We start from the raw sequence: 19050 nt of genomic DNA, 5'->3' as shown, positions 1-19050 counted from the left end.
AATCTCATTCCATGACTAACCAGGGCTTTGAGTGCGGTTTTGGTTAACCTGCGTCTTGTCATTAATGCGTAGTAGAAAAATTGTGTTCTGCTCATAAGTTATTACCACTGCGATCGCACACAACACACAACAGCACCAACGCGATCGCATTAAAAAGCCGTCCTCACCTCACAGGTAAAGACGGTTTAATCTTCGGTTTCTGATAGTGGTTCGGTTGTGTTTATAAAACCCTGGATTTTCTGTTCTACCAAGTCACAGGATTTTATAAAATCAGTTTCGTTCTCTTCAGCCTCATCAAGCCTTGTTTTCAGCCGTTGCTTGTGTGCGCGTACATAAGATAAATGTGCATCCCTGATCATGCGAACGGCTTCTAACACTTTTCCAGGATCGAAATCTCCTCCTCCGATAAGGGATTCGATTCTACTAAGTAAATTTTTTCCTGAGCTATGGCTGCTATCAAGTCCGCCCTGCTCATACCCATCTCTTTGGCCTTGCGGTTGAATTTCAGCCAGTCGCTCTCGCTGATGAACAGGCTGACGTTTTTTCGCGTCCTCCGCTAGTTTCTTTGGTCTTGCCATCTCCGATTAAGTTACTCACGTCAACCCCCATTTTACATATAGAAAATCAATTTCTCATATAGAAAACTTGACAGGATGTTTTCTATATGATTAACATAACATTAGTTTTCCACATAGAAAACTACTTTTTTAGCTCCCCCCTCACCCTTGTCACCCTTGTTCCCCTTGGCGTGACCCGTGAGGGCAAAATCAGGAGCCACCACCGCACCACACCGGAAGCGGAAACACCCTCAACTTACAACTCAATAGATAACGCTCAGTTACTCGCTAGGTAACGCTTGTTACTCACTAGTTAGTTTGTGCTGAGTGCTGAGTAGTAACCCTACTCCCCACTCCCCACACCCTTACACCCTTATACCCGGCGCTGCACTTCACACTTGCGCCGATACAGTCATGCTGTTTAGTTTTGGAGGTATCAAATTAGACGAAAAACTCACATACAAGTAACCGAAAATTATAGGATTTTCACTTCGCCGATGCTGCTACATCGGCGATTCCCTCCAAAGTGAATACAAATTCCCATTGCCAATACCAGCACAAGCAATTGTGTCAGTTTGTGCTGGCTTCTTAAACTTTCTGGAGATAACAAAAATGACAGTCAAAGAACTGATTGAGAAACTACAAAACCTTAACCCTGAACTTAAATTAGCTGTGGATGACATCAGTGGCGGTAGTTACGCTTTCAAAGGTATCAGAGAGACCGAAACGGTTGTCTTTCTTGCATTCGACAGCGACGACGAAGACGAGGAATAATCACTAATTTCTAAGTTTCCACAACACTTTGCGGGGAATCAACCCCGCTTTTCTACAAAATTAGGATTTGAAATTTATGAGTTACCAAGACGATATAAGACCTTGGGCAGTTTTTCGCTGGGGTGAAACACGTAATATCTGCGTTGCCCGATTTCGCAAACGTTCTGATGCTGATGCTTATATGAGCATTCTGCGCGGGCTTACTCCTAGTGGAAGGTTTCAGGTTGTTTTTGATGTGGAGTTTGCACCACAAACGCAAAGTTAATACTCGAAAGCGATGGCTTCGCCAACGCCAAAGGCGAACGCACTCAGGATATGCGATCGCCTTGAAATTCACTACTTCTGGACTAGTAAAAAATATCACAAACCAATGAAAGTCAAAAAATTAATTGAACATCTGCAAGAACTAGACCCTGAACTGAATGTGCTGATACATGATGTCGATTTCGACGAAATTTACACCTTAATAGCTATTCGCGCCATCGAAAAGACAGTTCGGCTCCAATTCAATGGGGATGAGCCTAAGTAATTCAAATTTTTAATGCGATCGCGACTAAACAGCGAATTTACTGCGATCGCAATTTCTAAACTCACCGCGACGTGAATTTAAGCTATGCAAATCATATCAGTTCCCACAGTGTTTACTTGCAAAACTCCTACAGCCGGCTGGTTAAATCTCGCCCAAGTTCGCCAGCTGCAATTTGAAGAACAACCCAGTCCTGTTGCTGTTGTCACTTGGCACAACGGCGATACTCAAAGATTTTTTTTGGTGAAAATGCTCAAGCCATTATCGCCAATTGGCAAGAAGCCAGCACCCGACAATTACAACATCTAAAACCATGACCAAACATGACACCTGGGTAAAACTCAAACCCGGAAACCCTTACGAACCAATCATGCAACTCTTCCCCGATGGCATGATTCCGATGCGTGACCCATTCCCAATGGAACGACCAGCCGGGCCAAACAAACAACAAATCGCCCTGTGGATTGTGGATTTAGAAAGACTCAGTAGTATTCAAGTTCAAGCAATTGCTCGACTAATCGCCAGTGCTAACAATGCCGATGTGGCGGAAGTTGCCGCCGAAGCTGAAGCAGGCAATGGTTTTGCAATGAATGAGGTTTGGGTTGAATCAATGCAGTGCTGGGCGGAAGGTTTCGCCCGTAGCAAAGAACTCGCTGATTTTCTTGAAACCGCACCACCACCCGGAACACCCGAAGGTCGAAAAGCTTGGGACGATTTCGCCGATGACCAGTATGAGCGATGGATTTACGGCGATGAAGAACCGCCAGCAATCAACAGCATTGAGGACATTGACCCACGTCTTAGAACACCTGAACTAGAACAAGCTTTCAAACAGCACCAAATTGAGAAACAACTTGCTAATTACTCAGTTTTTGACGTACTAACCGGACGGGCAATGGTCGATATTCTCAACTCTACCGACCCCGATAATACCTATTCACTTGTTGGTTTTGATGACGAAGATTTTGAGGATGATGAAGTTTATGAGTAGTGAAAATTGGCAACCTGATCCAACTTGGGATTATTACAAAATTTGGCAATCTTGCCATGAAATTAAAGCCAAAATTGATGAGGCTTTGAATCTAATGCGCCAACAAGAAGATAGAAACGATACATCTGATCACCAAATTAACCAAAGATTATCGAGAGCTTCTGAACGCCTAGTAAACATAATTTTGGAATTAGAGTTTGACGACGACGAATTTGAGGATGATGAAGTTTATGAGTAGTGAAAATTCAGGAACAACTAATAACACTTGGCAACCTGACCCAGCTTGGGATTACTACACCTTATGGCACGATTTAATTCACATTAAAGCCAAGATTGATCAGGCTTTAAATCGAATGAAAAATGTAAAGGAATTTGATAGAGAAGTCCATGAAGACCTTAGCGATATTCTTCAACCTGCATCTAGTTCTCTAATTCAAATTATCGATATCGAATTAACACAAGAATTTGATGATGACGATGATGAATAAATAAACCGCCTGATGATGGCTACTGGACTCAGTAGCCGAAACTCCCCTTGGGGAGTCGCGGGTTGAGTTTTCAATTCGCTTTCTTAGTAAGAAGAAAATGGCGTTTTAGGTTTGAATCGCGCTCCTGATTGTGGCGTTTATAGTTCTCTCATTTACGCGCCAATTCTTACTAATTTATCCGCCTGATGATGGCTACCCTGACTCAGTAGCCGAAACGCTGGCATCACTGCCAGCGTCGCGGGTTGAGTCCACATCAATTCGCACATTAGTCAGAGAAAGTGCAGCGTTGATATTGAATTGCGCCTCTAAATTTTGGCGTTCGTGTGTTCAAGCGCGGCTTTTGTCTGACTAATTCCCCGAATGCGTTTACTCCTGAATCGCGCCACTTATATGTGTGGCGTTAGGGTGATTCGTGCGCTTTCTAGTTCGGGTTTACCAAAGGATGCCAGTCCTGATAATTCACCTTACTTGTTCGCAGAACCATGACAATTCAATTAAAAATACTGGGAATTGATGTTAGTAAAAACAGTATTACAACTCATATTTTAACACAATATCCCAAGGGCGGATTACAAAGTTATTGGAGTAAAACAAGGAATAAATCATCAAGCTTATACCCTGCTTTTTATTCCAATCCAGATGTTAGGAAAAAACAAAAATCAGCTTTCGATTTTGCAGATTACCTAACAGAAATAAAGCCTGATTACGCAATTATGGAGCCAACAGGAAACCATTATTCTAGACTTTGGGCTTCCATTCTCAAAAAGTTAGAAATCGAAATTCTGTGGGTTGGTCACGTCGAATTGCGCCGTTATCGTGGTGGTAAAAATTTACCTAATAAATCTGACCCTGCTGACGCACTCGCTATGGCCGCTTATGGACATGACCCAGATCATTATCTGGAGAATGGTGAATTAAACATGAGATATTTTCTCATGCACCGACCGGAACCCATAGATGAACTCCGCGACCTCTGCCAGCAACTTGAACACCTCAACCGTGTTCAGTCGCCCATTGTCAATTATGCCCGTCAGCTTCTAGCTTGGCAGTTCCCAGAGGTAGCACACACCAAAAGCGCAACTGATAAGCCTGGATTTGTCCCGCCGCTTTGGGGCTGGTTGTCTGGTAGTAGCGAAATTTCCCCCGGTGGTAAAACCAGGATGGACAATCGCTATAAAACCTCAATTGCTCTTGAGTATGGAATTAGCATTGATCCAATGCTACAGCTACATGCAGGGTGGATGTGTGACATTTCACTTTATGAGCAGCACCTAGAAGCCAGAATTAGAGAAATACTTACAGAGTCAGCATTTGCGCCTTACATGAAGGTGTTTGATAAATTTGGTTTTGGTTTACGAGTGCGATCGCGTTTGCTCACCAGGATTTACCCATTTGAATCATTCTTAGGGGTCGATGGTAAACCGGTGATTGAGTACGAAGTTAGAGAAGTTAAGAAAACTGAGCGCGATCGCAAAAATGGCGAAACCATTGTGAAGCGAATTGCGGGGGAAACCAAACGAATCAAACGCAACCGCAGCCGTGACATTTTCAAAATGCGGCTGGGTATGGGTACAACGCTGGAGCAGTCAGGTGACGGACTGGTTGAAAAAGCCAGTGGTTCGGCACTTTGTAGAATTTCGCTGTGGCAGTACATCTTAACTGGTGTGGAAACTGGCCGACTGCCAAACAACGAATTGACCAAAGATTTGCTTGACTACCGTGACTCACTCAAAGCAAATGTCAGTGAGCAAGGTGAAAAGCTGCTAGGCGGTAAACATATCCAAGGTAAGTTGATGAGTAAGGTCACAAACTTACTGTTTGTTGAGTTATGTAAGATGATATCGACCTGATGTTTAACCCTTCATGCCCATGAAGGGTGTTAAAACTTCATAAACTTCCAGTTACCCTGAACACACAAGCCGGATGAGAAGGCTATAATGAGTTAGTTGCACTGCGACGTTGGTGACTGCCATCAAGTTTTTTGATCTATGTCTTTAAAGAAAAGGGAACCAAATAGTTCTCGTGGCAGTAGACCGGGCTTGTACCCGGAAACTTTAAACGAGCATCATCGGTACCCACCTGGTTTAACCAGGTCATAAACTTAGGTAAAACGGCGTTGCGGTGAACTTAAAATTTTTAGCTCCCAAATTTAATCAAAATTTGGGAGCTTTAGTTATTGGTATGAGAAAAAATATAAAAAATCATTATTTATTTCTAATATTTTCATTTCATTATGAAAATAAGCTTTAAGAGACGATTTCATAAAATAAACCTCAAATTATAGTGGCATGATCATTTTAAAATAGTGCATAAATATAACTCAATAAAGTTCAGTGCGTATCCCTCCTGCCTACGGTAATCCTCTTAAAAAGGGGGTAAAAGGGGGTTATTAGCTTCATTTTCTCAGGGGAAGTAGGGAGGAAATATTAAGAATATTCAAATGTTAACTGAAGCGTATTGAAATATAGCTTTTGTGGTGTGAAAATCCTGCCTATAAATAGGTTTTAACTCAGAATCGGGAGTATGTAAGTGGAACATTTTTTTTGATTTTTTACTATCACAAAATTTTATTCCGCATGGGCATTGTTATTTGTGGCAACCGGAATTAGTGTGGCTACATATTTTGTCAGATTGTATAATTGCATTTTCTTATTACTCAATTCCCTTGATTTTGGTATATTTTATTCGTAAAAGAGAAGATGTACCATTTAAAAATATTTTTGTTTTATTCAGTGCATTTATTATTTCTTGTGGCACAACTCATTTAATGGAAATATTGACGCTGTGGCATCCTTATTATTGGTTATCAGGAACAATCAAGGCACTAACAGCAATTATTTCTTTTTATACTGTATTGACTTTAATACCTTTATTGCCGCAAGCATTGACTTTACCAAGTCCCGCACAATTTGAACAAGCAAATCAAGCTTTACAAGTGGAAATTGCAGAACGTAAGTTAGTAGAAAATGAGTTACGCCAATATAAAGAACGCTTAGAAGAACTTGTAGAACAGCGCACTGCTGAACTAGCCACAGCAAATAAGCAACTGCAAACCGAGATTATGCAACGCCAGAAATCTCAAGAAAGAATGGGTGAATTATTGCAAGAATTAAAAAACATCAATCAAGAATTGAATGATTTTGCCTACATAGTTTCTCATGATTTAAAAGCCCCATTAAGAGGTATAGGTTTATTATCAGAATGGTTAATTAATGACTATGCAGATAAATTTGACGCAGAAGGCAGAGACTTAATCAACAAAATTATCATGAGGGTGAAGAAGTTACAAAATTTGATTGATAGTATATTAGAATATTCTAGAATTGGGCGGATTAGGGAAGAAAAAAGAGAAGTCAATCTGCATAACCTAGTTAGAGATGTAATTGAAGTTCTAGAACCAAGTAAAGATATTCAAATCGAAATTAGTGATAATTTACCAATTATTTGCTGTGAAAAAACTAAGATGCAGCAAGTTTTTCAGAACTTACTGAGCAATGCTATTAAGTTTTTAGGTAAACCCCAAGGAAAGATTATTATTGGCTGCCAAGAAGAAGCAAATTATTGGCGAATTAGTGTTACAGATAATGGCATTGGGATTGAGGAAAAATATTTTACGAAAATATTTCAGATTTTTCAAAAACTATCTAGTACTGAAGACCCCACAAGCACAGGAATTGGTTTATCTATCGTCAAAAAAAATTGTTGAGATGTATGGAGGAGTTACTTGGGTAGAATCAACAGTTGATCAAGGTAGTACATTCTTTTTTACCATCAAAAAAAACGCTGCAAATTCAGCCAGTGCAACCAGTGTCGACAGATGTAGGAGTTTTGTTGGATATGTGAACAAGTGAGACAAGGGAGAGAGATGTTTGTAAATCATTTAAAATTGCTATGTTTAGCTTAACTGACTGCGAAACTTATTAATACTAATAGTTAATAAAACCACTGCAAAAGCGACTAATGCTAAAACATTAATCCACAAGACATCTAACCCAACTCCTTTAAGTAAAATTCCCCGAACAATGGCGATGTAGTGGCGTAAGGGATTGAGTAAAGACACAACTTGAAAGAAAGGTGGCATGGCTTCAATTGGTGCGATCGCACCAGAAGTCTGTACCATTGGTAAATTGATAAAGAAAGATGTGAGAACTACTTGCTGTTGCGAACGACAAACAGTCGCCAACATAATTCCTAAACTAATCCCCACAAACACATACATACTCGACAACCCAAAAAACAGGAGAAAATTTCCCCGAAATGGGACATGGAATACTACTGTTGCCAATGTCAAAGCGAGTAGAACATCGCCGAGTAATAACACAGCTAAAGGGACAATTTTCGATAGTAAAATTTGCCAGTTCGCCGCCGGAGTCATCAATAATTGTTCTAATGTTCCCGTATCTTTCTCACGCACAACTGTAATTGCAGAAACTAATGTACCAATTAATGTTAAAACTAAACCCATAACTCCCGGTACAAAAAACCAGCTACTAGTTAACCCAGGGTTATAGAGAAACACAACTTCCGGCGAAATTGGGGGAATAACTCGCGCCTCGGTTAAGTGCAAATTATATTGCTGAATAATTTGATTCATATAATTGCCAGCAATCCCGGCGGTATTGGCATTTACAGCATCAATAAATACTTGAATTTCTGCTGATTTTTGGGTGAGTTGACGCGCAAAATCGGGGGGAATTATAACTCCGACATCTAACTTACCTTCTTCTACCTGACGACTCAAATCTTTTTCACTGCTGGGTACAGATTCCAGTGTAAAAATCCGATTGGATGTCATGGCTGACACTAACTCGCGGCTGGCGCTGACGTTGGCATAGTCGATGACACCTAACCGTAAGTTATGCACATCAGGATTTAAGATAAATCCATATAGTAATAGTTGAATTGTAGGTGGAACAATTAGTAAAACTATGAGTTGTTTGTTGCGTAAAATTTGGCTAATTTCTTTTTTGACTAATGCCCAAAATGGGCTGTTGAATAATCTTTGGATAAGTTTCATGATTTTAAATAACCGCAAAGTACGCTAAGGACACAAAGAGAAAAAATAGTAATCCTAAATGATTCGTGAAAAATATAGATAAGGAAACGAACCGCCAAGAACGCCAAGAGCGCAAAGGTAATACCAATTCACAATTCGCAATGACGCGACGCTTGTTCCTCGCTAACGCTTCGCTATCGCAGGCTCGCTACCGCTACGCTAACGCAATTCGCAATTAAAAAAACTTAGATACAGCAAAGCTTTTAGAGTTTACATCTGGATCAAATTTTTCGTGAAATGGTATAAGAATGAAGAAAGAGATATAAAAATTCCACAAATGATTTAAGACTGCTATAGTTTTTTAAAATTAAGAACTTCCAGATAAAATATGTTTTAAATTTAGTTGTGAGATAGGTGTTCTTACTCGTCTCATCCCAAGACAAAACAAATAGAGGTTAATTCGGTAATTGCATTCGGCTTAAAACTCGGCGTGATACGTTAAAGAAGAATAAACCCAAAATTGTCAGCATAACTAAATCAAACCAAACTCCAGCCAAACCTGTACCGCGTACAAAGGCATCACGAGTAATATCTATGTAGTAACGTGCTGGAACTACATTAGGTGCTAATGATAAGGGGAAAGGAATATTATTGAGGGGATAAATAAAACCTGATAATAATAATGATGTGATAAATCCAACGAGGGAAACACCTTGAACGGCAGCATTTTGGTTACTGCTACGTACTCCTATAAGTAATCCAAAAAATACACTATCTATTAGAAATAACAATGTTCCAATTAATAAAGTTATGGGGTTGCCAACAATCCCTACTTGAAAAATTATTGAACCTAATATCATGACAATTAATGTTTCTATGATGGCGATTAATAAATAGGCTAATCCTTTACCAAGTAAAAGTTCGGTGGCGCTGATACTAGAAGCATAGACTTGGATAATTGTACCTTTTTCTTTTTCTCTGACCATTGCGATCGCAGCTAATAATGAAGGAAAAATCCACAAGACAACGCCATACACTCCCGGCACAATATACAGTGATTCTAATCTGCCAGGGTTAAACCACAAACGCATTCTGGCTGTAATACTATTAGTTGTTGGTAATAATCCATGATGCTGCATAAAAAAAGTTTGTGACTCTTTGAATACTATTTCTAATTACCCGCGCATTGTTCACATCGGTGGCATCAATTAAAACTTGTACTGTTGTGTGTTTACCTGCTTGGATATCGCGGCTAAATTCAGGCGGAATAATTACAGCAGCCTTGGCAATACCTTTATCTATGGCATCACGTATAGGATTACCACCAGACCATTGTTTCGGGATAAATTGATTAGTAGCATATAATCTTTCTATGTAGCTACTGCTGAGATTTGTCCGGTTAAAATCCTGCACAATTAAAGGGATATCTTTACTTTCTAGTCTGATAGCAAACCCGAAAATAATTAGGGTGATAAATGGTAAAATAAAGGCTAAAGCTAAGGTCAGGCGATCGCGGCGAAACTGAGCTATTTCTTTAATACATTGAGCGATGATTCTTTTCATATATTTCTCCTATTCTCCACTCCCTTAGTATTTATGTTTGAGAGCGTTCTACTATGCCAATAAACGCATCTTCTAAAGAGAAGGGTATGGGGCGGAGAGAATGAACTTGAATTTGATTGGCTTTTAACAGTTGAGTGATTTTGTTGATTTCTGGTTCAGGGTTATCTAAAACAACGTGTAAACTATTAGCAAAAATCGAGATGCGCCAATAGTCGAAGTGTTGTTTGAGTAACTTGGAAGCTGCTTGATTTTGATTAACAATAATTTCGATTAATTTGCCTGGTTGGGAGGCTTTAATTGAACTGGGTGAACCTTCAGCAACGGTTTCACCTGCAACCATAAAACTCATCCGGTTACACTGTTCGGCTTCTTCTAAATAGTGGGTTGTGACTAAAATTGCTGTACCATTACGGGCGAAGTCATTAATTAGCTTCCAAAACTGGCGACGAGCCAAGGGATCTACGCCCGATGTCGGTTCATCTAAAAATAAAATATCTGGTTCGTGCATCACCGAAGCACCGAAAGCTACGCGCTGTTTCCAACCTCCTGGTAATTGTCCGGTGACGAGATTTTCTTGTCCTTCTAAGCCACAGGTAGCAATTACCCAATCAATTTTTTCTCGCCGCAGTTTGCGCGGTACACCGTAAACTCCGCTATAAAATTCCAGGTTTTGCAGAATGGTTAAATCATCGTAGAGGGTGAATTTTTGACTCATGTAACCAATACGTCTCCGTAAGTCTGCACTCCGCAGATTTCCCGTTTCACCACCTAAAGAAATTTCTCCACCACTGGCTTCTAACAGTCCGCACAACATTTTGATTGTGGTGGTTTTTCCCGCACCGTTCGCACCTAATAGCCCAAATATTTCACCGTAACGCACCTCAACATTCACATCTTTGACAGCGCGGAATTTACCAAAAACCCGACTTAGTTTGTGGGCGTATATTGCTATTTCTGAGTGCTGGGTGTTAAGTGCTGAGTGCTGAGAGGGGGGAGACAAGGTAGAAAGATTGCTTCCTTGTCTCCCGTATCCCCCTTGTCCCCCAATTCCCCACCCACTCCCCACTCCCCTTTTACGCGAACGCGGGAAAGGAAAAAACTGCGGTACAGAACCTTGTTGACGCAGGCGGGTGACAAAGACGTTTTCTAATGTGGGTTCGCCACGTTCGATGCTGGGTGTGGGTAAGTTATGTTGTTGCAAGAGTTGGCGGACTTCTGTTTCTCCCGCATCTAAATCAGGTACGAGGACATCCAAGCGATCGCCAAAAATCTGCACATCTATAATATTGTTTTGTACAGTCTGGGAAAGTATCTCTTCGGTGGCTGTTAAATTTGGGGTTCGCACTTCCAAGCGATGCAAGCCCAAGTTAGCACGTAAATCTGCGGGTGTGCCAATTTCATGAATTTGCCCACTGTACATCAACGCCACACGGTGACAGCGTTCGGCTTCGTCGAGGTAAGGTGTCGCCACAACAATTGTCATCCCTTCTGCGGAAAGTTCGGCTAACACATCCCAAAATTCTCGCCGGGAAACGGGATCAACGCCCGTGGTAGGTTCATCTAATAACAAAACTTCTGGTTGAGAAACTAAAGCACAACACAATGCCAGCTTTTGTTTCATTCCTCCAGATAATTGTCCCGCCAAGCGATCGCCAAATCGATCTAAATTCATTAACTTTAAATATTTCTGGCGGCGTTGCACTAATAAATCATCCCTTACTTGCCGCAAACCTGCTGCGTAACGCAGATTTTCATCAATACTCAAGTCTAAATACAGGGAAAACTGTTGGGTAAGATAACCCGTGATTAATCTGGCATCTCGCGCAGGTTGTCCAAATATCTGCACTTCCCCGGCGGTTGCTTCCATCACGCCGCCCAAGATATGAAAGGTGGTGGTTTTCCCCGCCCCATCAGGGCCGATGAGTCCAAACATCTCGCCTTTTTGGACGCTGAAATCAATACCTCGCACTGCTGCTAGGTTGCCATAGTGCTTGTGTAATGCTTGTACTTTGATGGCGGTTGTGGTGGGGCTGGATGATGGCGGTATGATGGTGAGTTGCTGTGTCATATTTTATGCCTCACGCAAAGGCGCAAAGACGCAAAGAAAGTTTTGGGAGGGTTATTTTGTTTAGCGAACATACTCTTGATTCATCAAATTCTTTTCTAGCCTCTAGCCCCTAGTCTCTAGCCCCTTCAACTGAATCTCCGCATCAGCCGGCATTCCAATTTTGGCGCAGGGTAAGTCTGATTGGGCGTAGGGATTTTCAGGGTTAAAGCAACCATCGGGGTTTGTGACTTCGACGCGAATACCGACGACTTGTCTGACTCTATCTTTTTGGAAGTAAATATTTTCTGGTGTAAAGGAAGCTTGGGGATCGATGGCAATGACTTTGCCTTGCAAGGGTTTGTCTGGTGCAGAATCCAAGATAATTTTTGTGGTTTGTCCTAAACGCACTCTGCCAATATCACCTTCAGGAATAAAACCGCGAAAATACAATGTTTTGGGGTCAACAATGGTCAAAATCTTGGTTTGACTGTTAACTACTGCCCCTGGTTCGGCACTCCGGGCTGTGACTACGCCATCTATAGGGCTGAGGACGTTTAAATCTTTTTTAGAGTCGGCAATTTGGGTGAGGATTTGTTGTTTGGCGGCTTGGGCATCTTTGACTTTAGCTTGTGCAGATTTAACTTTAGCTTGTGCAGATTTCAGTTGGGCGTAACTTTGCTGCTGCTTGCGGACTAAGGCTGTTAACTGGGCGTTGCGAATATCGGGGTTAAAGCCTGTAGTTTTGGCTTGGGTTAGCGCCCCTGCGACTGCACTCAGTTGTTGATTTGCGGCGTTAACTGCTGCTTGTCGTGCTTCTAAGGTGGCGATCGCTGTGTCTAGGGTGGTTTGGGCTTGGTCGAATTGTTGTTGATTAATCGCGCCTTCTTTAACTAATTTGGCATAGCGATCGCGGTTGACTCGTGCTAAATTTACTTCTGCTGTTGCTTGTTTAACTTGGGCTTCTGCCTGCACTAATATCGCTTTGGCGGCGGCGACATTCGATTGTGCTTGTTCAATTTTGCCTTGGGTATCGCCTTGAGATTGGCGTAAATTTAATTTTGCTTCGTTAATTTGGCTGGTAATTTCTTGAATTTCTCTTTCTACTCGCTCCACATCAGAAATTGCTTGCTGTTCATCTGATTCAGCCGATGCTATCCTGGCTTCTGCACCACGTAATTGGTCTTGTAGGAGTTGGTCATCGCTGTCATCCATTGTGATTAATTCTTGCCCCTTTTTGACAGCCGTCCCTTCCCGCATGGCTATTGACTCAATTCTGCCCGAACGCTTTACCCCAATTTCGGTTTCATAACCCTCAATGCGACCGCTAACTTTCAGCACATCGGTTGCGCCTTGGGGTTGACTGTGCCAGACTGCATAGCCAATACCACTAACTACCAGCAAACCTCCAAGGATTAAAGGTATTGGTTTTCTACGATGCTGAGGTTTGGATACTGGGACATTTGTAAGACTTTCCGGGGGAGTTGGGGCAGTCTGAGTCATAGTAGCATCCTGGATGGTCGAAATATTTTGGTCATCATACTAGACTGTCCAGTATGATATAGCAAGAGATCAGCAAAAAAAATTTACTTTTCATGCCTCACCCCTCTACATCCCCACTGGAAATTGAGTTACCTGCAATTACGCAAAAACAAGAACAAATTTTGCAAGGTGCAATTCGAGTATTTTTGCGCGAAGGTTACGCTAAAACCAGTATGGATAGAGTGAGTGCAGAAGCTGGAGTTTCTAAACAAACAATTTACAGTCACTTTCAAGATAAAGAAGGGCTGTTTACAGCGTTAATGGAACGGTTAACGCTCAGATGTTTTCAAAGTATTGTTTCTAACACAGAATTACAAGGTGAACCAGCCAGTTTATTGCGTCAAGTTGGTGAAACTTACTTAACTAAGGTTGCCGATAATCCTGATTATGTGGCGTTGTTGCGCTTAGTGATTACTGAATCGCAAAACTTTCCTGAACTCGCCAAACTTTATAATCAAACAGTTGTCCAACGTGGTCGATTTTTGTTGAGTCAGTATTTTGCCTCCCATCCAGAATTAGGCATTACTGACCCAGAAGCGATCGCCCATATTTTTATGGGTTCCTTAGTTTCTTATGTAATTTTACAAGAAATTATGTATGGAAAAGAACTTGTATCTTTGTCGCGCGATCGCCTGTTAGATAGTTTGATGACTTTGGTAATGAGCCAGTCTAAATCACTTTAGTTTTGTAATTACTAAACATTCTTAATATCATCAGGAGAAATGGAAAAAGTAATTGGCAACTGAGCGATCGCACTTCAAATCAAATCTTCAAATCTCGCAAAGCCAGACGAATTTGCTCTAAACGTATGCGGTTGACACCAAGATCCGATTGTCCAACACGAGAGGCAGATCGGATATGAATAACTGATTCATTCGCAGGAAAATAAAACTCCACATCATCAATAAATTTGAAGATGCGGCTTTTAGAAAGAGCATGAATGTAATTATCTGTTTGTTCTATCACTTCTGTTCGGGGAACAACGGTGAGAACCTTGAGTAAGGTTGCGCGTGCTGTATCCCGGTCTACATGATAAGCGATCGGGTCAATGCTGTGTTTTGCATCCGCACCTTGACTCACAACACAGTTTGGCGAACTTGGACAAGTAGTTAGATGACCATGAGCAATCCCCAAGTTAGAAGAAGCAGCCCAAACAGGATTAGTTAGGATGAAACTACTCGCTAGGGTGATAAATATGACAACAGCCATATTCAACAGGTGTCGCTGTGTAACTACTGTGAGCCAACGTATCATGCTCAATCTACTCCTCAAAATTGAAATAGTACTTAATTTATAGATAGTAATACCAATTCACAATTCACAATTCGCAATTCGCAATTAAAAAACTTAGATACAGCAAAGCTTTTAGGGTTTACATCTGTATCAAATTTTTCGGGAAATGGTATAACTTGGGGGGGGAGTCAGGAGCAGAAGAAGCAGAGGAAGTGATTTGTATAAGTAGTTTTGTGAATTGGTATAAGTATAACGATGTACGCAAGCCAAGACCTTTACACCGTCATCCAACAATATTCATCCATCTAGCACCATACAGCATTAGTCAGATGGAAGAAGAGCCAGAAATTTCCATCATAGATTCAAATGACCAAGCCCTTCTGGTAGGGGATAGCTTTGAAAGACTATGAGGATAGGAACCCGGTTAGCAAAAAATTGGTGGACACTCGCATTGCGGGGAACACTCGCCATCATCTTTGGTTTAGCAGCATTATTTTGGCCAGGAATTACCTTAACAGCCTTGGTATTTCTGTTTGCAGCCTTTGCCCTAGGTGGTGGAATATTATTAGCGATCGCTGGATTTAAAGATCATCTTGGCAATATCCACGGCTGGTTATTGGTAATTGAAGGTGCAATTGGAATTGCAGTAGGCGTTATGGCATTTATTTGGCCAGGAATTACAGCATTAGTTTTGCTTTATCTGATAGCGGCTTGGGCAATTATCACAGGTATATTTGAGATTATTGCAGCCAACCATCTGCGCCAAGAAATTGACAATGAATGGTTACTCATCGCTGCTGGGATTGCATCTCTTGTTTTTGGCTTGCTACTGATTATCTGGCCGATTGCGGGAGCGTTAGCAATTTTATGGATAATGGCTGCTTATGCAATTGTGTTTGGTGTTTTGATGTTGCTTTTGGCGTTCAGACTACGCAAGTGGGGTGAAGAACGCCGTTTACTTTGAAGATGTTAAGGAGCAACATTTGTAACTACTAATACAGGTTTATTTCGATATTTCGCTGCCAATTGCTTCCGCAAATTTAAATCCCAATTTAGGTTATAGTCTCGCTCTAATTCGGCAATCACTAAGGGACGTAACACACCAGAGACAGTTACTTGTTCTCCTTGTTTCACTTTTGGTTGTGGCTGGGTGTGGAGTACCAGTAAATCTTCTCCACCAAGCAATTTATCTTCATCAAGGGTATATGCGATCGCATTACTAATATTTTCAACTTTACCAGTCACAGTGAGTTTTTTACCATAATAGGCGCTGGGGTTGGTAGTCAGTTCACCGGGGTTAGGAGATAAAGCTAGTGATTTGGCAACAATTACTGGTTGATCATCGTAATCACTGTAATATTCAGACTGCAAATCTAATTTATAATCTCCATTGATTTGTGCTAAATCAAATCTGCGAACTTGTCCAGTAATTTGCAGGGGGATGTCATTTGTACTGGGCAATGTAAAAGGCTTGCCTGTGGCATTAATCACCAAAATATTTTGATTATCAAACAGTTCCTTATCGTTAACTGTAAAGCTTGTAGGGCCAATTAATCTAATCGGTTGCGTTCTAATTGTGACAGTTTTACCGATGAGTTCATCTGTTTTATCTGTTACTTCTGCAATTTCTTTGTCTACTACTTCTCGACTAACTTGGTTGCGTTGTTGTTGTGGTGTGGCTGGAGTGATGGCCTGTGGTTCTTTATAACTGCAAGCTGGAAGGACTATTGCCATTAATGCGATCGCGATCGCACCTTTAGCCTGTTTCCAGTTAAGATAAATAGTATTTATATAGTTCACAATTCAATATCTCCTTTTTAAAATGTCCAAGCTTTATTCAAACCTAAATTTAAAAGCCAGTAAAATGTACCAATAAAATAAAATCAGTAATTGATTTATATACTGAGATTATATTTTTATCATTGTTTTTTCTTCTATCCTTTGAGCAATTTTTTTCCTCTAACTTGAGATATATAAAATAGGAATCCGGTTTGTTTCAAACATCTCCTTATCTTCCTTGTTGCTCTGGTCTTATCTATCCCTGAATGATGGGATATTGTTTAATTATCAGTTTCTAATGTTGAATTTTATTTCTATCTAAAAAGGTTAATTGACAATAAACCCTATCTTTGGGAAGATGTAAAGCTAAATCAGCAAAGATAAATTTTATTCATTTACTGTTTCACACTCAGCAAGCTCCTCAAGGAAATTCTTGGGGGCTTTATTAATAGCTATTGAAGAAGTCAGATGCCAGAATTCAGAATCAATTAGTAGGGGATTCCGAAGCAAAACAAATTATAGACAGCTTTTAGCTGAGTCTTAAGCATGAATTATGACTCCTGACTCCTGAATTCTATTTGATAAACTATATAAAAAAGTAGGGTGAAAATTCTTCACCCTACTATTAGTCATCTGCTAGAAACTTATAAAAGAGATTGAGGTTTTTGACCTTGAGAGCAACGGTCAAACCATTCTTGATATTTTTGTTTGTGAGATTCATCTTCACATAAAATAGATATTCGCACACGCTGGCAGCCGTGATTTTTTTTCGAGAGCGATCGCATTTAAAATTAAACTAGCGATTTTGGGTGAACTAAACTCTCCATTCACACTGAAATCACCAATAAAATTGCCAACTGAACCATCTTCAGTTGCAGTTAAGGTAATCTCAGAACTTTCCTCTAATGCTAAATCTATTTCTGCAAGTTGCTTTTGTTGTGGACTAACTTGTTCCACAATTAATTTTTCTCGCCGGACAGGTACTTGTACTATCCGCGTTTCAATTTCTTTGCGAACAATTACTTCGCCAATTTTATGTATATTAGTATCAACTACTAACTGTTCTTCTAATAAACGAACAATATTTTCTTCCGTAAATTCTCCCAAATTAGCTTGTTCCATATTACTATGCCCACTAGGATTATCAGATAATACTTGATAGCCAATTATTTGAGATTTTAAGTGTTCAGGTATATATTCAATTCCTGCTTTATCTATATTTAAAAAAATAGATTTAGTGATAGTGTCTATTCTTTGAATTTTTTTGACTCCACACTAAAGCCAGTTGTTCTTTAAAGACTGGTTTTTGCCTAGCCTGAGTTTGATTGATAGTTTGAAATATGACTAAATTTAGTCGCCGCTGATTATCTAAAACTAAATCTCTGACTTTACCAACCAGTTGACCTTGGTTATCAATAACAACAAAACCTACAACCTTAGTTTTTAAAGTTGCTAGTAATTTAGAAATAGTAGGTTTCTGATTGACTGGTGTAATATTATTTATCATCGATTGGCTATTTATCACCCTAATTTGATAATTATGAGTACAGGCAAAGCTGATTCATCAGCCTCACCTGTACTATGTCTAATCTAATTCCGCTTTAATTAGCGTTCTTCAACTGGGAGTCCTGGAGCATTTATATCTAGCTCTTCCCGACGTATTGTTTCTTGAGCGTCAACGGTATCTTGCTCTACCACTTTTCTGACTCGAACTTCTTCACGGACAAATGCTTCTTTGCGAATGTCAGCAGTTTCTTCGTGAATTTCTACACGCGCAACTTCCCCTTCACGAAAGTCAGCTTCACCAGGAGCAACAACTCTACCAGCGTCATCTGGGGTGATGCGTTCAATTACAACATGCTCTTTTTCTACTGGTACGGAAACTCTAGCAGTTTCAGTTTCTATATGTTTCCCAACAGCAACTTCACCAGTTTTTTTGTCTTCTCTTATTAGCAACTAGCCGTTCTTCATATAATCTCAAGGTTTGATGATCTTGCTCATTCAACCCAAACAAAGAAGGCTCTTGCTCATAATTATAGGTGTCGCGGGTGAAAGTAGGTGTGGCGACTGGTGTTGCTGGTGTTGCTGTAAAACCTGTATCTAATGTTGCAGTAGTATCTAGAGGTGTGGCTGTGTCTACAGGGGTGGTGCTATATTTGGGATTGCGATAAACGCCACGTACCCGTTCTTCATAATCGTAATCAACTTGGCGTTCATCAAATTCTGGTAAGTCTTCTGCTTGTTCTCTGGTCATGCCCACAGCATAGACGCGATCGCGCCCATAATCAATGCGGGTACGACCTACTGGCAATAATACTTTTTTACCAAAAATCCAGAAACCTAAGTCAACAACTAAATAACGAAAATGGCCTTCTTCATCAACTAAAACATCATTGACTGTACCAATTTTTTTCGTCAGTTCCTTCTGTATATACGCCTAATCCTTTAATATCATTACCTTGAAAAGTATCACGATAGTCAGGATCAAATTCATTTAATTTGTAAAGAGCCATTATATTTTACCTCTGAACTCTTATATCAACTTTCAATTCTTAAG

Annotated in this window: 26 protein-coding genes, 1 other RNA gene and 1 pseudogene; 17 read left to right on the top strand and 11 right to left on the bottom strand. The window is 40.4% G+C overall.

What is annotated here, in order from left to right:
* The first annotated feature begins 80 nt into the window (after positions 1–80).
* A complete protein-coding gene (locus tag ACX27_RS34765) occupies positions 81–203 on the top strand; it encodes a hypothetical protein (protein WP_256364375.1) in 123 nt (40 codons plus the stop codon).
* Here ACX27_RS34765 and ACX27_RS01780 read toward each other — a convergent pair.
* Entirely contained in the window at positions 186–578 is a 393-nt protein-coding gene (locus tag ACX27_RS01780) for a hypothetical protein (protein WP_062287598.1), read from the bottom strand. The two genes, ACX27_RS34765 and ACX27_RS01780, sit on opposite strands and share 18 nt — an antisense overlap.
* Before the next feature lie 86 nt (positions 579–664).
* Between ACX27_RS01780 and ACX27_RS31460 the strand changes: the two genes are divergently transcribed.
* The 12 genes from ACX27_RS31460 to ACX27_RS01735 all read left to right on the top strand — a co-directional run bounded on the left by ACX27_RS31460 (position 665) and on the right by ACX27_RS01735 (position 7042).
* Positions 665–853 (top strand): hypothetical protein, encoded by a 189-nt coding sequence (locus tag ACX27_RS31460; protein ID WP_144427382.1) that lies wholly within the window; start codon positions 665–667, stop codon positions 851–853.
* A 247-nt stretch (positions 854–1100) separates the two neighbouring features.
* On the top strand, positions 1101–1331 hold the full coding sequence (locus ACX27_RS31455) for a hypothetical protein (RefSeq protein WP_144427381.1): 231 nt from the start codon (positions 1101–1103) through the stop codon (positions 1329–1331).
* A gap of 76 nt (positions 1332–1407) precedes the next feature.
* Positions 1408–1596 (top strand): hypothetical protein, encoded by a 189-nt coding sequence (locus ACX27_RS01775; RefSeq protein ID WP_062287595.1) that lies wholly within the window; start codon positions 1408–1410, stop codon positions 1594–1596.
* 12 nt (positions 1597–1608) lie between these two features.
* Positions 1609–1860, top strand: a complete 252-nt coding sequence (locus tag ACX27_RS01770) for a hypothetical protein (protein WP_062287590.1) — start codon at positions 1609–1611, stop codon at positions 1858–1860.
* An 84-nt stretch (positions 1861–1944) separates the two neighbouring features.
* Positions 1945–2166: a hypothetical protein gene (locus ACX27_RS01765; protein ID WP_235526462.1), complete on the top strand. Its 222-nt coding sequence runs from the start codon at positions 1945–1947 to the stop codon at positions 2164–2166.
* A 4-nt stretch (positions 2167–2170) separates the two neighbouring features.
* Complete coding sequence (locus tag ACX27_RS01760) at positions 2171–2848, top strand: hypothetical protein (protein ID WP_062287587.1); 678 nt, start codon at positions 2171–2173, stop codon at positions 2846–2848.
* Positions 2841–3086 carry a hypothetical protein gene (locus ACX27_RS01755; RefSeq protein WP_062287582.1) on the top strand — a complete coding sequence of 82 codons (246 nt, stop codon included), beginning with the start codon at positions 2841–2843 and terminating at the stop codon, positions 3084–3086. Before ACX27_RS01760 ends, ACX27_RS01755 begins: the two co-directional genes overlap by 8 nt.
* The gene (locus ACX27_RS01750; RefSeq protein ID WP_062287579.1) at positions 3079–3336 is read left to right on the top strand and encodes a hypothetical protein; all 258 of its coding nucleotides are present in this window, start codon (positions 3079–3081) and stop codon (positions 3334–3336) included. The genes ACX27_RS01755 and ACX27_RS01750 overlap by 8 nt, the downstream gene beginning before the upstream one ends.
* 360 nt (positions 3337–3696) lie before the next feature.
* Entirely contained in the window at positions 3697–3822 is a 126-nt protein-coding gene (locus ACX27_RS34760; RefSeq protein WP_256364374.1) for a hypothetical protein, read from the top strand.
* Entirely contained in the window at positions 3819–5186 is a 1368-nt protein-coding gene (locus ACX27_RS01745; protein ID WP_062287576.1) for an IS110 family transposase, read from the top strand. Before ACX27_RS34760 ends, ACX27_RS01745 begins: the two co-directional genes overlap by 4 nt.
* Before the next feature lie 95 nt (positions 5187–5281).
* A non-coding RNA gene (ssrS, locus tag ACX27_RS01740) (6S RNA) lies at positions 5282–5465 on the top strand.
* Positions 5466–5926: 461 nt separating this feature from the next.
* Entirely contained in the window at positions 5927–7042 is a 1116-nt protein-coding gene (locus ACX27_RS01735; RefSeq protein WP_235526461.1) for a sensor histidine kinase, read from the top strand.
* A gap of 189 nt (positions 7043–7231) precedes the next feature.
* Here ACX27_RS01735 and ACX27_RS01730 read toward each other — a convergent pair whose 3' ends face one another.
* Complete coding sequence (locus ACX27_RS01730) at positions 7232–8353, bottom strand: ABC transporter permease (protein WP_062287572.1); 1122 nt, start codon at positions 8351–8353, stop codon at positions 7232–7234.
* 65 nt (positions 8354–8418) lie between these two features.
* On the opposite strand from ACX27_RS01730, the gene ACX27_RS32175 reads away from it, so the two are divergent.
* Positions 8419–8571, top strand: a complete 153-nt coding sequence (locus ACX27_RS32175; RefSeq protein ID WP_158507328.1) for a hypothetical protein — start codon at positions 8419–8421, stop codon at positions 8569–8571.
* A gap of 216 nt (positions 8572–8787) precedes the next feature.
* On the opposite strand, the gene ACX27_RS34595 is transcribed toward ACX27_RS32175, so the two are convergent.
* From ACX27_RS34595 to ACX27_RS01715, 4 genes are all read right to left on the bottom strand, one after another.
* Positions 8788–9471: an ABC transporter permease gene (locus ACX27_RS34595; RefSeq protein WP_250635691.1), complete on the bottom strand. Its 684-nt coding sequence runs from the start codon at positions 9469–9471 to the stop codon at positions 8788–8790.
* The gene (locus ACX27_RS34590) at positions 9440–9895 is read right to left on the bottom strand and encodes an ABC transporter permease (RefSeq protein WP_250635690.1); all 456 of its coding nucleotides are present in this window, start codon (positions 9893–9895) and stop codon (positions 9440–9442) included. The genes ACX27_RS34595 and ACX27_RS34590 overlap by 32 nt, the downstream gene beginning before the upstream one ends.
* Positions 9896–9926: 31 nt before the next feature.
* On the bottom strand, positions 9927–11963 hold the full coding sequence (locus ACX27_RS01720; protein WP_062287569.1) for an ATP-binding cassette domain-containing protein: 2037 nt from the start codon (positions 11961–11963) through the stop codon (positions 9927–9929).
* Between the two features lie 102 nt (positions 11964–12065).
* Positions 12066–13442: an HlyD family secretion protein gene (locus tag ACX27_RS01715; protein WP_062287565.1), complete on the bottom strand. Its 1377-nt coding sequence runs from the start codon at positions 13440–13442 to the stop codon at positions 12066–12068.
* 92 nt (positions 13443–13534) lie between these two features.
* Here ACX27_RS01715 and ACX27_RS01710 point away from each other — a divergent pair, with 92 nt between their 5' ends.
* Complete coding sequence (locus ACX27_RS01710; RefSeq protein ID WP_062287564.1) at positions 13535–14164, top strand: TetR/AcrR family transcriptional regulator; 630 nt, start codon at positions 13535–13537, stop codon at positions 14162–14164.
* Between the two features lie 79 nt (positions 14165–14243).
* Here ACX27_RS01710 and ACX27_RS01705 read toward each other — a convergent pair whose 3' ends face one another.
* Positions 14244–14735, bottom strand: coding sequence for a DUF1499 domain-containing protein (locus ACX27_RS01705; protein ID WP_062287561.1), 492 nt, complete (start codon positions 14733–14735; stop codon positions 14244–14246).
* A 212-nt stretch (positions 14736–14947) separates the two neighbouring features.
* Between ACX27_RS01705 and ACX27_RS01700 the strand changes: the two genes are divergently transcribed.
* Together ACX27_RS01700 and ACX27_RS01695 are read left to right on the top strand one after the other, a co-directional pair.
* Positions 14948–15124: a hypothetical protein gene (locus tag ACX27_RS01700; RefSeq protein WP_235526460.1), complete on the top strand. Its 177-nt coding sequence runs from the start codon at positions 14948–14950 to the stop codon at positions 15122–15124.
* The gene (locus ACX27_RS01695) at positions 15121–15678 is read left to right on the top strand and encodes an HdeD family acid-resistance protein (protein ID WP_062287555.1); all 558 of its coding nucleotides are present in this window, start codon (positions 15121–15123) and stop codon (positions 15676–15678) included. Before ACX27_RS01700 ends, ACX27_RS01695 begins: the two co-directional genes overlap by 4 nt.
* A 5-nt stretch (positions 15679–15683) precedes the next feature.
* Here ACX27_RS01695 and ACX27_RS01690 read toward each other — a convergent pair whose 3' ends face one another.
* The 4 genes and pseudogenes from ACX27_RS01690 to ACX27_RS01675 all read right to left on the bottom strand — a co-directional run bounded on the left by ACX27_RS01690 (position 15684) and on the right by ACX27_RS01675 (position 19006).
* Complete coding sequence (locus ACX27_RS01690) at positions 15684–16514, bottom strand: hypothetical protein (RefSeq protein ID WP_235526459.1); 831 nt, start codon at positions 16512–16514, stop codon at positions 15684–15686.
* A 702-nt stretch (positions 16515–17216) separates the two neighbouring features.
* Complete coding sequence (locus ACX27_RS33220) at positions 17217–17615, bottom strand: YsnF/AvaK domain-containing protein (RefSeq protein WP_235526458.1); 399 nt, start codon at positions 17613–17615, stop codon at positions 17217–17219.
* Between the two features lie 112 nt (positions 17616–17727).
* Entirely contained in the window at positions 17728–18000 is a 273-nt protein-coding gene (locus ACX27_RS33215) for a hypothetical protein (RefSeq protein ID WP_062287549.1), read from the bottom strand.
* Positions 18001–18098: 98 nt separating this feature from the next.
* A pseudogene (locus tag ACX27_RS01675) lies at positions 18099–19006 on the bottom strand (DUF2382 domain-containing protein).
* Positions 19007–19050 lie beyond the last annotated feature (44 nt).

It is taken from the genome of Nostoc piscinale CENA21 (assembly GCF_001298445.1).
Taxonomy (GTDB): Bacteria; Cyanobacteriota; Cyanobacteriia; order Cyanobacteriales; family Nostocaceae; genus Nostoc_B; species Nostoc_B piscinale_A.
The sequence above is the reverse complement of the archived record's forward strand: the minus strand, read 5'-3'. Positions and strand labels throughout refer to the sequence as shown.

Coding starts and splice junctions, on each gene's coding strand:
- ACX27_RS01780 (WP_062287598.1), bottom strand. CDS start 578: ATGGCAAGACCAAAGAAACTAGCGGAGGACGCGAAAAAACGTCAGCCT.
- ACX27_RS31460 (WP_144427382.1), top strand. CDS start 665: ATGATTAACATAACATTAGTTTTCCACATAGAAAACTACTTTTTTAGC.
- ACX27_RS01775 (WP_062287595.1), top strand. CDS start 1,408: ATGAGTTACCAAGACGATATAAGACCTTGGGCAGTTTTTCGCTGGGGT.
- ACX27_RS01770 (WP_062287590.1), top strand. CDS start 1,609: ATGGCTTCGCCAACGCCAAAGGCGAACGCACTCAGGATATGCGATCGC.
- ACX27_RS01765 (WP_235526462.1), top strand. CDS start 1,945: ATGCAAATCATATCAGTTCCCACAGTGTTTACTTGCAAAACTCCTACA.
- ACX27_RS01760 (WP_062287587.1), top strand. CDS start 2,171: ATGACCAAACATGACACCTGGGTAAAACTCAAACCCGGAAACCCTTAC.
- ACX27_RS01755 (WP_062287582.1), top strand. CDS start 2,841: ATGAGTAGTGAAAATTGGCAACCTGATCCAACTTGGGATTATTACAAA.
- ACX27_RS01750 (WP_062287579.1), top strand. CDS start 3,079: ATGAGTAGTGAAAATTCAGGAACAACTAATAACACTTGGCAACCTGAC.
- ACX27_RS34760 (WP_256364374.1), top strand. CDS start 3,697: ATGCGTTTACTCCTGAATCGCGCCACTTATATGTGTGGCGTTAGGGTG.
- ACX27_RS01745 (WP_062287576.1), top strand. CDS start 3,819: ATGACAATTCAATTAAAAATACTGGGAATTGATGTTAGTAAAAACAGT.
- ACX27_RS01730 (WP_062287572.1), bottom strand. CDS start 8,353: ATGAAACTTATCCAAAGATTATTCAACAGCCCATTTTGGGCATTAGTC.
- ACX27_RS34595 (WP_250635691.1), bottom strand. CDS start 9,471: ATGCAGCATCATGGATTATTACCAACAACTAATAGTATTACAGCCAGA.
- ACX27_RS34590 (WP_250635690.1), bottom strand. CDS start 9,895: ATGAAAAGAATCATCGCTCAATGTATTAAAGAAATAGCTCAGTTTCGC.
- ACX27_RS01720 (WP_062287569.1), bottom strand. CDS start 11,963: ATGACACAGCAACTCACCATCATACCGCCATCATCCAGCCCCACCACA.
- ACX27_RS01715 (WP_062287565.1), bottom strand. CDS start 13,442: ATGACTCAGACTGCCCCAACTCCCCCGGAAAGTCTTACAAATGTCCCA.
- ACX27_RS01710 (WP_062287564.1), top strand. CDS start 13,535: ATGCCTCACCCCTCTACATCCCCACTGGAAATTGAGTTACCTGCAATT.
- ACX27_RS01705 (WP_062287561.1), bottom strand. CDS start 14,735: ATGATACGTTGGCTCACAGTAGTTACACAGCGACACCTGTTGAATATG.
- ACX27_RS01695 (WP_062287555.1), top strand. CDS start 15,121: ATGAGGATAGGAACCCGGTTAGCAAAAAATTGGTGGACACTCGCATTG.
- ACX27_RS33220 (WP_235526458.1), bottom strand. CDS start 17,615: ATGGAACAAGCTAATTTGGGAGAATTTACGGAAGAAAATATTGTTCGT.
- ACX27_RS33215 (WP_062287549.1), bottom strand. CDS start 18,000: ATGATAAATAATATTACACCAGTCAATCAGAAACCTACTATTTCTAAA.